The sequence below is a fragment of the Brevibacillus migulae genome, assembly GCF_004521915.1.
Lineage (GTDB): Bacteria > Bacillota > Bacilli > Brevibacillales > Brevibacillaceae > Brevibacillus_F > Brevibacillus_F migulae.
The window spans coordinates 63,526-75,956 of sequence record NZ_SDKD01000005.1 but is presented as its reverse complement, the minus strand read 5'-3'; the positions used below and the strand labels follow the sequence as shown (position 1 = coordinate 75,956).

11 protein-coding genes and 1 riboswitch are annotated in these 12,431 nt (G+C 50.9%); of the genes, 1 reads left to right on the top strand and 10 read right to left on the bottom strand.

The window, feature by feature from the left end:
- Window positions 1-17: 17 nt before the first annotated feature.
- The 10 genes from EIZ37_RS07230 to EIZ37_RS07185 all read right to left on the bottom strand — a co-directional run bounded on the left by EIZ37_RS07230 (window position 18) and on the right by EIZ37_RS07185 (window position 11,665).
- On the bottom strand, window positions 18-1,664 hold the full coding sequence (locus EIZ37_RS07230) for an ABC transporter ATP-binding protein (RefSeq protein WP_235827920.1): 1,647 nt from the start codon (window positions 1,662-1,664) through the stop codon (window positions 18-20).
- Between the two features lie 2 nt (window positions 1,665-1,666).
- The gene (locus EIZ37_RS07225; RefSeq protein WP_268898738.1) at window positions 1,667-2,533 is read right to left on the bottom strand and encodes an energy-coupling factor transporter transmembrane component T; all 867 of its coding nucleotides are present in this window, start codon (window positions 2,531-2,533) and stop codon (window positions 1,667-1,669) included.
- A gap of 20 nt (window positions 2,534-2,553) precedes the next feature.
- The gene (locus EIZ37_RS07220; protein WP_134683916.1) at window positions 2,554-3,213 is read right to left on the bottom strand and encodes an ECF transporter S component; all 660 of its coding nucleotides are present in this window, start codon (window positions 3,211-3,213) and stop codon (window positions 2,554-2,556) included.
- Entirely contained in the window at window positions 3,210-4,253 is a 1,044-nt protein-coding gene (locus EIZ37_RS07215; protein ID WP_134683915.1) for a DUF4430 domain-containing protein, read from the bottom strand. Before EIZ37_RS07215 ends, EIZ37_RS07220 begins: the two co-directional genes overlap by 4 nt.
- A 14-nt stretch (window positions 4,254-4,267) precedes the next feature.
- Entirely contained in the window at window positions 4,268-5,791 is a 1,524-nt protein-coding gene (locus EIZ37_RS07210; protein ID WP_167568707.1) for an S-layer homology domain-containing protein, read from the bottom strand.
- Window positions 5,792-5,853: 62 nt separating this feature from the next.
- A complete protein-coding gene (locus tag EIZ37_RS07205; protein WP_167568705.1) occupies window positions 5,854-7,872 on the bottom strand; it encodes a DUF4430 domain-containing protein in 2,019 nt (672 codons plus the stop codon).
- A 13-nt stretch (window positions 7,873-7,885) separates the two neighbouring features.
- Window positions 7,886-9,208, bottom strand: coding sequence for a prenyltransferase/squalene oxidase repeat-containing protein (locus EIZ37_RS07200; protein ID WP_167568703.1), 1,323 nt, complete (start codon window positions 9,206-9,208; stop codon window positions 7,886-7,888).
- A gap of 167 nt (window positions 9,209-9,375) precedes the next feature.
- Window positions 9,376-9,565, bottom strand: a riboswitch (cobalamin riboswitch).
- Between the two features lie 48 nt (window positions 9,566-9,613).
- The gene (locus EIZ37_RS07195) at window positions 9,614-9,958 is read right to left on the bottom strand and encodes a DUF952 domain-containing protein (protein WP_134683911.1); all 345 of its coding nucleotides are present in this window, start codon (window positions 9,956-9,958) and stop codon (window positions 9,614-9,616) included.
- A gap of 24 nt (window positions 9,959-9,982) precedes the next feature.
- Entirely contained in the window at window positions 9,983-10,237 is a 255-nt protein-coding gene (locus EIZ37_RS07190; RefSeq protein ID WP_134683910.1) for a hypothetical protein, read from the bottom strand.
- A 219-nt stretch (window positions 10,238-10,456) separates the two neighbouring features.
- Window positions 10,457-11,665: a hypothetical protein gene (locus tag EIZ37_RS07185; RefSeq protein WP_134683909.1), complete on the bottom strand. Its 1,209-nt coding sequence runs from the start codon at window positions 11,663-11,665 to the stop codon at window positions 10,457-10,459.
- 79 nt (window positions 11,666-11,744) lie between these two features.
- On the opposite strand from EIZ37_RS07185, the gene EIZ37_RS07180 reads away from it, so the two are divergent.
- Window positions 11,745-12,251 carry a hypothetical protein gene (locus EIZ37_RS07180; protein WP_134683908.1) on the top strand — a complete coding sequence of 169 codons (507 nt, stop codon included), beginning with the start codon at window positions 11,745-11,747 and terminating at the stop codon, window positions 12,249-12,251.
- Window positions 12,252-12,431: the final 180 nt, after the last annotated feature.

Sequence of the window (12,431 nt, the reverse complement as noted above, 5' to 3'; positions counted from 1 at the left end):
CGGGAATCAGCTGTTGTTCACAGGGAAGATTTGTTCGCTTCGGGTACGCCAGCTCTTCTCTTCCATTTGTATACTTGCGGCATGTACGAAAAGGATTGCGAAAATACCTCATCCGGTTGACCATCCGCCACAATTTGACCGCGATACAAAATCGTTATCCGATTGGCAAAGCGTGCGGCAAATTCCACATCATGCGTGATTAATAAGGTAGCATCAACCGGGAGCGAATGGAGCAGCTCCACGAGCCTTTCCTTCTCCGCCTGATCCAAACCGCGCGTAGGCTCATCCAACAGCAGGAGCTGGGGTTGACCCGCTAGTACGATAGCGAGTGCCATACGCTGCTTCTGCCCGCCGCTCAAATCGTGCGGGTGACGATCCAGCACCTCTGCCAGTCCCAGATTCGCTAACAGTTCCTCCCTGTCTGCAGGATCCAGCCCCGCAAGCTCTTCCCCAACAGTATCGTGGAGAAAATAATCATTCGGATTTTGCGATAAATACCCAACTCTCATACGGCCGCCACCGGTGTTGGGTTGATGAAGAGGCTCACCCTGCCAGCGGAGCACTCCTTTACGAAGAGTTACGACACCCGCAAGCATTTTCGCCAGCGTGCTTTTTCCCGCACCATTTTCACCGAAAAGCGCGATTCGATCACCACCGTGGATCGCGTACTGTATGTGCCGCAGCACATCCGGACTCCCCGAGTAGCCAGCACATCCGTCACGAACATCCATTAAAGGGGATTGTCGATCATTCTCCCCTTTTTGGGAGCGCCAAAAGCCCAGACGCTTCCAGATGCTTGGTCGAATGTCGTGTACCTTTTCTTTGGAGCTGGATTGCTCATTTCCTGAGGATTGCTTCATTTGCCGCGCTTCCTTGACCGTAATGGGGATTCCGATTGTATCCTCCTCCGCCAAAAAATGACGCGAGATGGGCGGCACATACATCTGCCAAGCAAAATTCTCTTTAACAGCTTCCAGAAAACGCCGTGGGGTGCCGTCAAAAGTGATCTTCCCATGTTCAAACAAAAGCAAGCGATCCGCCAGATGAAAGCAGCGATCCAACCGATGCTCACTTAGCAGAATGGTCATTCCCCACTCTTCGTTGAGCCGCCTAAGCGTCTGCAGAACCTCCTCCGCGTGGATCGGATCCAGCTGGGAAGTCGGTTCATCCAGCAATAGCACCTGTGGATAGGTAGCAAGCACACTGGCCAGGGCCACTCTCTGCTTTTCCCCGCCGCTAAGCTGGGAGGTTTTTTGGGACAGCAAAGGGCCGAGCCCCAACAAATGGCTGACTTCCGCAAGGCGGCTGCGCATATGCTCCGGTGGAATCTCCAGGTTTTCCATATGAAAAGCCAGCTCCCTTTCGACCTGTTCAAGCAGCAGCTGCCGTTCCGGATCCTGCTGTAGAAAGCCGATGTTCGCAGCTAGCTCGCGGTGGGTCAGCTGCTCCAACGGTCGATCGAAAAAGCTGACGTTTCCTGCGATACTGCCGCCATAAAAGCGGGGCACCAATCCGTTTAGCGCCCGCAAAAATGTCGACTTCCCGCTGCCGCTCTTGCCGATGATCAGCACAAATTCGCCAGATCGGATCGTCACAGAGAGGTCAAGGATTGCCGGATGCGAGGTAGCTGGATATTGATAGGTCAATTGTTGGCAGGTAAACATCGTCAATGCTCCGACCTCCTTGTCAAACCATAGGCGGATAATGTCCATAGTACAGATAAGATCAGCAGAAAAAGTCCATCCCCCAGCGGGTCTGACCAGGTCACCCTCGGGTAAAAGGCAAAATCACCGAACCCGTTTACACGTGCGGCGACGATAAATGTAAAGAAAAGGAGCAGTAGGAAAAGGCTGACCCGTTCCTGTGCATTCATATGCTCCTGCTTGTATATGCTCCTCGGCCCACTGCCAAAACCACGGGCGTATAACGCTTCCGCCGTCTGCCAGGAGCCCTCCATTGCCGACAGCAGCAAAGGCCGAAATACATTCATCTGATAGATCAGCTTTGCTCGGATCGACTGTGCGGCAGGGCGCAATCCACGCAGCTGATTGATTTCCTGTATCCGCTGCAGCTCTTTGCTCAGAAACGGAACCATACGAATGGCCAGCAGGGAGGTAAGCACGAATTTCGGTGCTACCTTCGTAAATAGCAGCATGAATCGGTCATGATCCACGCCCCTTTGGTACATGACGGACAGAAGCAGCAAGCAGATCAAGCGCAGCATCGCCATCACGGCGTATCCAAGCTCCTCCAGTGTCAGATCCATCCTGCCTATTACCGGAATGATGGGACCTTTCCACAAAAACGTCACGCCATTTTGGCCCATCAGCGGATTGACCAACAAAAAGGCAATGCTGATCCACCAGCCGTACCGCAAAATGGCAGGGAACGGATCAAGCAGCTTCAATTGGCGGGCCCACAGGAGCAGAAAGAAGATCTGCCCGATGAGCAGCAACGGATTTTCCCACAAAAAAACGAGGGCGCCATGCATCAACAGATGAAGCACGACGACACCAGGATGTATATGGAACAACCTCGAAGGCTTATGTGCAATCAGGAAGACTCCTCCTTCGGTGTCCAGCGCGAAACACGCAGCTTCCGATGATAGCGCTGCAGCGTCTTCACCGTGATGGTGGCAAACAGTGAGGCAAAGGCAAAGTTGCCGAGCGCATGGGCCAGATCAAAGCTAAAGCTAGCGGCATAGACCGCGAGAAATCCGCCCCAGGTCATATAGGTCCCATACGCGAGAAAATGCCAAAGATTCATGATCCATCCGTAGAAAAACCCCCATACAGTGCAGCTGCCGATAAAGATCCACCGCTTCTTCCTGCCCGCAAGCATCGGTTGATCACTGTCGTTTTTCTCCATCATTCTGCGCAGTAACGCCGCGAACACGCCCGACAACCCCCAGGCAATCATTTGCCACAGCGTCCACGGCCCCTGTCCCAAATAGAAATTGGAAAAAAAGGCGGCGAGGACACCGACAAAAAATCCGGCGCGCATGCCGAATACATACCCGCTGGCCATGACCAGAAAGGTCGTCGGCTTTACATTGGGCAAAGCCGCAAAGAGAATTCTCCCCACTGCAGCCAAAGCACCTAAGGTAGCGATAATCGCGATGGCCTTTTCATCGATTTTGCTTTTTTCAAATAGGAAAAACAATACGACAAAAACAATCAGGAGCGCTACAACGAGAATAAGCGCCGCATTCATTGCTGCTCTCCGCCCGCCGGCTGGTCCGGCAGTCTGATTGTCTTGTCTCCTTGCAGCAGCACGCCAAAGTATCCTTTCAGCACTGTGGGATCATCATGTTGGGTGAACAGCTTTTCGACACCTAGCGTGACCCCTTTTGTCCCATTGCCGGCGACCACCACGATCGGGAGACGATGCTGCGGATGAACAGTTGCCAGCAGCAAACCGGCGTCATCTTCCGTAACACTTCTCGTCATCTTCCCACGGGTGTCGTACAGATGAATCCCTTCCTGATTCATCTCAGCGAAAAGTCCCATCGTCGCTTTTTCCTTCCAGAGCGATTGGAGAAAAGCGGACGTGCCGAGTGTGGATTTGTCCCCGATCAGAAGAAATCCGTGTGCTTCCTGAAGCTTTTGCTCATCCCAAGCCGCTACGGTTGGCGGTGTTTTCATCTGTTTGGAAAGTGCTGCAGCGAGCTGATTGGCTTGGTCCTCATACCCTTGGGCCGCCATGATGACCAGATCCTGCCCGCTATCAGCAGGCGCTGCCGTGAACAGCTGCGGATAGCCACCGATCTGTGCGGGAGTAGAAACCGCATAGCTCCAATCGTGATAATCCCACCAGATGATATCTCCTGTATTTACGGGATATTCAGCGGCACCTATATCCGCTAAAACACCATTAACCGAGTAGAACCAATCGATTTGCTTGCTATTGCCATCCCCTGGCTTATACTCGGAGGCGAGTCCGTTGATGGTAGTCACAAAACCTCCGCCATAAGCCGTCTCCACGTTTTTTCCATTTCGCTTCAGCACATCCATGACGGTATCTTCGTTTTGCAGAGGCACGGTCTGCTGCTGCAATACTTGCGCACCAAAATCACGGGTGATCCACAAATGCGCATAAGGACCTTCCGGCATTGCCTGGGGTTGAGAACCTTGTGCCATTTGCTCGGACTGCTTTGCGGATTCCTGCTGCCCCCGATAGGTGATCAGGCCAAACACAGCCCCTGTCAAGACAAGCAAGGCAACGATGAGCAGCAGCCATTCTTTCCGTTTCATTGTCACGTCACCTCTTATCGTGTATGTACCAAACGATACAGGATCACGGCTGCCTGCGCCCGTGTTACTTCTTCTTTTGGATGGAACGCTTTGGTGGCGGTTCCGCCCAACAATTTACGGGCTTGCAGATCTTGCACGCCGGCTTTTGCCCAGCTGCTCACCTGCTTATAGTCTACTGTGGTGTCCGCACCGGAAAATGAGCGATTCCAGTTCATTTTTTTCGCGACCCGTGAGACGATGACGGCCATCTCTTCTTGGGTGATTCCTTGATGCGGTCGGAACAGACCGGCGCTTCCTTGCATGAGACCGAGTGCTGCAGCCTTTTCCACGACGGGTGCGGTCCAATCTGTGCGACCGACATCGCGGAACATTCCCTGCCCTTTGCCCTGTGCTTCTTCTCCGACCACACGCAGCAACAAGGCAGCAAATTGCGCGCGTGTCACGCGGGCTTCGGGTTGAATATAGGTGGAGGTTACCCCCTGCAGGTAGCCTTCTTTCACCATGTAATTCATTTCGGCATAAGCCCAGTGAGAAGGGGAAAGATCTTGCAATCGTGCTGTTTTCCGCTTCCCGCTAAGGTCACGCAAATACGTGAGGTATGACGCGCCTCTCTTGAGATCGGACAAGGCGAGCAAGGACTGTGCGGTCGCGATCTGATTGCTCATGCCCGTTTTTGTGTGACGAAACCCACCTGTCGCATGCTGGAAAGAGAGCAAGGCATCCGCTGGATTGGCAGCGCCTTTTTTCCAATGATCGAGGGGTTCTCCCCATGCCACCAACGCCGATATCACATTCGCTGCAGATTCCGCGTTGCTGACGCCGCCTTCTTTATACCCGCCATTACTGTCCTGGGAGCGTCGCAGAAAGCCAAGGGCCTTTTGCACGGGTGCCTCTTCTTTTTTCATGCCCAAGGCGCGAAAGGCGAGCAAGGTCATCGCTGTCATGTCGACACCGCCCGTTTTGGCTCCCGTCGCGTATTGGTATCCCCCGTCAGGAAGCTGCTTGGAAACCAGCCAGGACTTTGCCAATTTTGCCCGTGGAATCTGTTCACCTGCCGTGTACAGCGCTATGATGCTCCACACATGGGCATTGATCAGCTCTTGTCCCTGTCCATTCAGCTGATCGGCAAATTTCCCATTGGTTAACTGTGCTTTCTTAATCTCATCGGCCAAATTGCGTCCGGAAAACTGGGCAGGGTCTTCTCCCGCCGCAATGAGCGTAAGGATGAAGCGGGCATAATCCGTCGTTTTTCGCGCATCCAACGCATTCAGCCGCTTCTTCCATTCCGCTTGCCAGGCCGCTCGCTCTCCCCACTTTTTCGAAGGGATCTGTTCGCCGGTCAAAGCCAATCCGATCAGGCTCCAGTCATCGATCGCCGCCATTCCTTTGTCGGTATAGCGTTGTTGCAGGTATTGAATCGTACGCTCCACTGTCTGATTGATTTGGGCTGAAGAGGCAGCGTACGTATGTGAGGAAACTGTTGCCCACATAACCAGGAAAGCAGCAAATACGGTTAGCCATCTTTTCATTGTCGTCATGCTGATGCCTCCTTCCATCTTCAAAAGGGAAAAGTAGGCAGAATAAATCCGCCTACTTTCGCTTATTTCTGAAGTTCAAGCCAGAATCGGTACAAGATCACAGCAGCCTCCGCTTTGGTGATCCTTGCTTGAGGATCAAAACGGCCATCTGCTCTACCGTTGAGCCAACCCTTTTTCGTGCTCAGCGCAATGGCTTCCATCGTTTCCGGGTTCAGCGATTGTAAATCCGTAAAGGTGAGGGTCATATCGTCCGCCTTCATGCCGGAAGCCTTGGCTAGGAAAACAGCTGCCTCCATTCGGCTAAGCTCAGAAAGATCCGCCCTTTGCTCCGCAGAGATCGGTTTGCCTACCATGCGTGACAGCATACCTGTGAATTCCGCTGTACGGACTTTCTTTTGCAAACCGTACTGCAAAGGTGTCTCGCCTGCCACGATGCCAACCGAAGACAAGGCATGAATCGGTTCCTTGGCCCACGCCAATTGCGGCGGAGCATCCAATACATCCTGGAAGGAAATCGGCGGAGATGCCACAATCATCATCTGTCCCGCTTGACCCGTCCGCACATTTGCCAGTTTGGTGTCCCATTTGACCAGCGAAGGTGCCGGACTCCAGGCTGTTTGTTCATTTTCCTTCGTGTAGAGCGTCGGCCACTCGCCTTCTTCCAGCACACCCGTCAAAGGAAATTGCAATCGGTAAGACAATTGATTAGCAGAATCATTTACAATCCGATAAGCCGGTGTGAGCGGATGAAGCCCCGTGTTAGTCTGATTTTGAATGCTCTCAACCATCGCGGTCTGTTCTTCGTCACTGTAAAACCAGAGGGATGTACGAGTGTCACCCAGTGGTTCATCCGACAACAGCTCCATCCGAAAATCACCGCGCGTAATCGTCGCTGGGACATTCGCTTGCTTCAATGCATTCCAGGCCTCTTGGGTGATCGTCACCTGATAGGAATCGCTTGCCCCACGATCCGGCAAAGCCACTGCGAAGGCAGGTCTTAATTGTGCGAGAAACGGTTTGTACAAGGTGGATGATTCCAAAATTTCTTCCATCACATGGCGAAATTCTACTTGCTCAGCAAGCAGCTCTTTTACGTCACGCTCGCCAATTTCGACATATGCCATGTGACTGGCGCCTTCATCCGTGTTCACCGACACCGTAGCAGCCCGTTCGTAGGCCGCCTGCAAGAATCTGCCGACATCAGCCACATACTGTTTCTGTTCTTCTACACTCTCATTGGCCAAATCAAATAGGAGGTCTCGGACCACTTTCTCGATTTTTTCATTGGTATCCGCGTACACGAGCCGACCAAAAGCACTGTCTACGCTCAGCAAATCGCTTTGCGAGACTCGTGTGGCTCGTGTTCCGGTTTTGTCCCCGATCTCTGAATTCCCATAGTCGGAGGTGTAGAGCAGCTCGACTGTATCGCCATTTTCCAGCTCATACCGATCGACAGGTGCTTGCGGCCCTTCTCCGTTGACGCGGTAAATCCATCCACTTCCCGCTCCCTTGTCAAATTCGGCCAGCCCATCGATGCTTTTGATGTAGACATCTTCCCCGTCTCCATCTTCATCCACGATCTCGTAGTCGATATTCAACTCATCAGCCACATATTCGAGCATCGACAGGACGGTAGCGCCTCTTTTCACGCTCCATTTTTGCTTCTCGGCAATTTCGTCGCCCTGGTAACCAGTGATGCTAAACGTGATGCTGATCTTTTGCTGGACAGGCTCATTGTCTACTTTCAGATTGAAAGTCGTACTGACAGACATGCCCGAGTAGAGAATCGCGGTGGCGTCGCCATCACTGGCCGTTTCCGGCGGAACGAACTCGACCTGAAAGGTGCTGCCTCCCCCGATCACATCCGTGAAAAAGATCGCTTGCCCGCCTTCATCAAAGACGATGAGCGGTACCCGCACCGGATCATCCTCCGCCGTATGCCCGGTGATGGTGACCAGTTCATCGGTTTGCTTCGCCTCAATCACCGCATCCGTCGCAGCAAGGCTTGCAGGGAGAGCTGATGTAAAACATATTGCCACAAGCAAAAGGGCGGCAAGCCAACGTCCTATGCGTTTACACATATGCATCCCCAACTTATTTCACGGTAACGGAAAAGATGATCGGATCTTTCAAAACCGTCGGCTTGTCATCTAATCCTTCCCAGAAGTTCACTTCAACGGTATAGGTGCCTTTTGTCAACGTAAATCCGGTGGTCAGGTTGGTGACATCAGATGAAGTTGCTTCTACAATGCCCGTATCGACCAGTGTTTTGCCTTTCATGACTTTTACCAATACGGCGACATCCTTGTCTTGTGCGGCTAGGTCTGCAACATCCGCACGAACGAACAGCTGTTTGTTCTTGATGGTGTACGTATTTTTCGAAGCGGTCGCTTCATTCCCTTTTAACAAATTGCTGAGACCGTCGTAAATCGTCACGCCTTCTGCATGATCACCTTGTGGCAAGTAGACATCCAGCTCTTTTTTCTCTTTCGTAGTCAAGCGATCGAAAAGTGCTGTTCCTTTTTTCGCAACAGAAAGGGCGATGAGTCCTTTTTCTGTCGTCATCTCGCTTGTTTTCCCATCCGACCATGCGCTTGGGAAGCTGCCGTCATCAAGCTGTTTGTCCAGCACGTACTCCACACTCTTGCTCCATGGTTCAGCGAGCACATTCTCACCCGCACCGACTAACGCTGTAATCGCTTCAATGGTGGAATCAGGACTGTCTGCAAAAGATCCGTCACTTTCTTGCTTTTCTTTTAAATAATCAATGATTTCGGTTTGTTCTTCTTCTACACCATCGAGATCTCCCAAGAAGCTCAGCGCGTGGAGTGTGAACGCTTCGTCGTCGGTATAATAATCTTTCGAGTAATCGTCATAATGTTCCAATAAAAACTCTGCCGCTTCTTCACGGTCATAATCGTAATCGTACATTTCCAGCGCTACGATCGAGAGTACGTGGTTGAAAATCGTCCACTGATCATCGCCCATATGTCCGTCGCTCTCTTGGCTATCCGCAATTTTCTCCAGCAGGTTTATCCCGTTGAAATTGGTCGGATCGTAGCCGTTTTTCATGAGCGCAATGGCTAATTTGGCGAGTTGGCCAGGTTCTTTTTCCTCTTTAATGGCTGTCGCCCAATAGTCAAAAGCAGTCAGCTCATTTTTATCCTGCCATTTGGCGCCGGTCAGATCTTCACCAGCATTGACAAGACCAATCAATTCCCAATCAAACGTCTTGAATGAATAGTCTTGGTCATCCTGATAATAATATTTCACCGAATCCTTTAATGCTGTGTACACTCTGCTGGTCAATGTCTTGGACGATGCTGCTGATGCTGGTTGGCTCCCCAAGAACGCGGTGAGCGACAAGCTAACCGTCAATGCCCAGGTCATCACCCGTTTACCAGAACGTGCGGTCAAGTTCATTCTCCTCATCCCTTCTATGTTGGTATATAGGTGAGGCGCACATCAAAAACCCCCTTTCCGGCATCGGGAAAAGGGGAAGGATGAAGGTATACCGGTATGCGAGCGCATCAACCGAATTGTTCATTCAACGACCATGTCCCTCTTCCGTCTTTACCCGCAAAAGAGTGTTTGTTCATTTGGCAGGTCTCCTGGCTTGTATTTCATCCGGTCTTCTCTAAGCCTTCCCAGCGTGAACCACCAGTGGCATTCTAGCGAGTACCGTCCATACTTACAGTAGCGGGGACTGCAGTGGATTTGCACCACTTTCCCTTTTCAATGGCATGTGCCATCACCAAATGATCATATGCGCTTTGTCCTTACCATATTTTACAGATGTACGGGACAAGCTTCAAGAAAAATCTAACGAATGGCAGATCCGATCTGCCAGCTACCGTCCAATTTCACCATTCGTTTGATGGACACAATCGCATCGGTATTCAATGGCCCGTAGATATGCGGGTATAGCTTTCCGTCCTTGGCTTCTTCATATTTGACTTCGGATTTGATCTTCGCCTCGTCGATGACCAAGAGCAGCAGCTCCTCCTCGAATTCAGGGTAGACCCGATTCGCCACCTTGATCAGCAAGTCATCTCCTTTTGTCGCGTGAATGAATCCTTCCTGCTCATAGTCGCGCGGATAATAGTCCGCCTTTTCCTTATACCCATCCCAGTAATAGGCCGGAACCAAGCAATAAATGATTTCCATGATGCAATTCCTCTCTTTCTGTCCCTATCTTCGTTTGATCTGATTGATATGTGTGTCAATATGTCGGATCGATTTCTGATAGCGGAGCGCTTCAATTCTACCCTGGTCCTTCAACCAATCTATGTAATTGCGCAAGGAGAGCAGATCCACCCAAGCGTCCTTGGACTGCGCATCCCCGCCAGGTACCTCTCCCGTTACGTCGCCATCATACACCATCTTCGCCACATCCTTGGGATGAAGCCCCAAACGATGGGCAATTTGATAGATCGCAATTTTCATGGCTGCTTCTTCAACTCCTGTGTCAGAGCGTTTGGATAACCATTATCATAACACAGGTTTTCTGTCATAAAAGAAAAATGTGCGTGATGCGGGCTTTTTTGAATATTTCCTCCAGATTGATATTTATGCAAAATTATGGTAAGCTTAAGGAGCAAATTGTTTTTTCAAGTTCATTTTGGGTCGTCTGAGATTGCAGACGGCCCCTTCTTTTTTTACAGCCTATTTTACGTTTTGCACCACATGCTTGATGATGTCTGCAGAATCCTGTCGCAAATAGAGATGATAGTGGTTTCGCACGGCTTGATAGAGCACATTCAAATCCTTGCTGCTCTTGGTTCGCTTATAGGTGGCAATCTGCTTGCTAAACAGCGGATTTTGGATCAGATCCCGCCGCCAGTCCCACACGCGCGGCTTCATGGTGTCTTGACGCACCCTCTGGAGCATTTGGGCAAAACGAGGGACAGCATATCCGGCGATCGCTTTGTTTGCTGCATAATAGCTGGCTCCTTCATGCACCCGCCACGACTCCAGCGGTTTTCCATTGACGAGCATCAAGTCTTGCGGCCGGACTGGCACCATCCCGGGAAGCAGCTGCACCTGATAATACTCCCAACCAGTCGCCGTCTTTTTCCCCGGAAGAATGAGCGTGAGGAAATCCATGCACCGCTCATAGGCAAATTCGCCACCGGGTGCTTGCGGTCCGGGGTCCAGCGACAATAGATTTTCCGGGTACACTTTTCCCTGACTGTCTATCTCAAAGCCGGGCACTCCCAGCTCCACCGCCCAATGCAAAGCCAGATCTTGCGTATCGTTCAGCTTGACGCTTCCCTTGTAGGGGCGTACATCTTTGAACATTCGATACAGCACATTGGCAACAAATTTTTTGGTCGCTTTCTCTTCCGTGATTTCCTCCGGTTTTACATATCCGGCTTGAACCATTGCTTGCAACCGTGCTTGCAATTGGATTTCCCCTCGTTGCTGCAGCAGCTTCCTCCATTCCTCCGATCCGTTGTAGTCACTTGGTTCCGCCGCTGCAATTTTCTTGTTCAACCCCTCTAGATCGACATTTTGTGGGTACACAGGCGGTAATAACCCGATCCAATTATACAGGGCAAGGAGAAATCCTTTTCGTGATGTATTGAAGTTGTAGGAATCCATGTAGTACGTCTTTTCGCTGCGATACGGATCCATGTCATACAGGTACGCATTCCACTGGTTCTTTTTCAGCACCTGCTCCTGCTGGGGATTGATGATCTTGACCATGCCTCTGTGTACATATAAATACTTTTCCAGATTTGCTGGAAGTTTGTAGGTATAACGGTCGGCAGCGGCCGCTGCAATTGGGGTCGTCGCCGGCAGGGAGGGGAGTACCCCTGTCAAGGTGATGCTGAATGCCGTAACGAGTGCGGCATACTTTGACTTGTTCATGCTGGATCTTCCTTTCCAGATTATGTAACAGTTTTCCTTGCCAATCGTCATAAAAGGAAAGAGCTGAGGGGGAGGAATTATGAATAAAAGTTTGAGCATTCTCTTGGCAGCCATTTGTTTGTTTGTGTTCTACAGCTTTTTGAAAGTACCCGCTAACGGAGCTACGGAAGTGGAAAAAATGCTCACCCGGTATGTAACGGAAAAGGGTTACCACGTCGTTTCCCATGAGAAAACCGTACATACGTACCTCCTACAGCGAGAAATGCTGACGAAACTGCCTGATATGGCCACATGGGGGCTATTGAATGTGGACCCAATGCCATATATCGGAAAAACGATCTCCATTCACCGTCTGACCGTCACGGGCCATCCGCTCGATCAATTTCCAAATTCACTGGGAAGCACGAGCATTTCTCTGTACGTATGCGACGGACACATTATTGGCGGAACGTCCCTTCCCGTTACAAAAGAGTTGTTAATGGGCATTCCATACTCGTTAGACGGGAAAACTTTGGAAGAAGTTACACAGCAGTCATTTCCTAAATGGCGGAATGACTGGAACGATAATTTCAAAGGTGCACCTTGATATAACCTAAGAAACGCTTCTTCCTTGCGTGCTTTCAAAGCTGAGACGTTTCTCTTATGTTCGTATCGGCTTTACACACACCTATGTAAAAAAGCCACCATTTCGAGGTGACTACTCCGTCTATACCTTTGTTTTCAGCGAACCGCTGTCCCTTACGCCAAAAGCGACCCAATTTCCTCA

Bases quoted from the DNA above. Each gene is read 5' to 3' on its own strand.
- EIZ37_RS07230 (WP_235827920.1), bottom strand. From the start codon at position 1,664: ATGTTTACCTGCCAACAATTGACCTATCAATATCCAGCTACCTCGCAT.
- EIZ37_RS07220 (WP_134683916.1), bottom strand. From the start codon at position 3,213: ATGAATGCGGCGCTTATTCTCGTTGTAGCGCTCCTGATTGTTTTTGTC.
- EIZ37_RS07215 (WP_134683915.1), bottom strand. From the start codon at position 4,253: ATGAAACGGAAAGAATGGCTGCTGCTCATCGTTGCCTTGCTTGTCTTG.
- EIZ37_RS07210 (WP_167568707.1), bottom strand. From the start codon at position 5,791: ATGACGACAATGAAAAGATGGCTAACCGTATTTGCTGCTTTCCTGGTT.
- EIZ37_RS07205 (WP_167568705.1), bottom strand. From the start codon at position 7,872: ATGTGTAAACGCATAGGACGTTGGCTTGCCGCCCTTTTGCTTGTGGCA.
- EIZ37_RS07195 (WP_134683911.1), bottom strand. From the start codon at position 9,958: ATGGAAATCATTTATTGCTTGGTTCCGGCCTATTACTGGGATGGGTAT.
- EIZ37_RS07190 (WP_134683910.1), bottom strand. From the start codon at position 10,237: ATGAAAATTGCGATCTATCAAATTGCCCATCGTTTGGGGCTTCATCCC.
- EIZ37_RS07185 (WP_134683909.1), bottom strand. From the start codon at position 11,665: ATGAACAAGTCAAAGTATGCCGCACTCGTTACGGCATTCAGCATCACC.
- EIZ37_RS07180 (WP_134683908.1), top strand. From the start codon at position 11,745: ATGAATAAAAGTTTGAGCATTCTCTTGGCAGCCATTTGTTTGTTTGTG.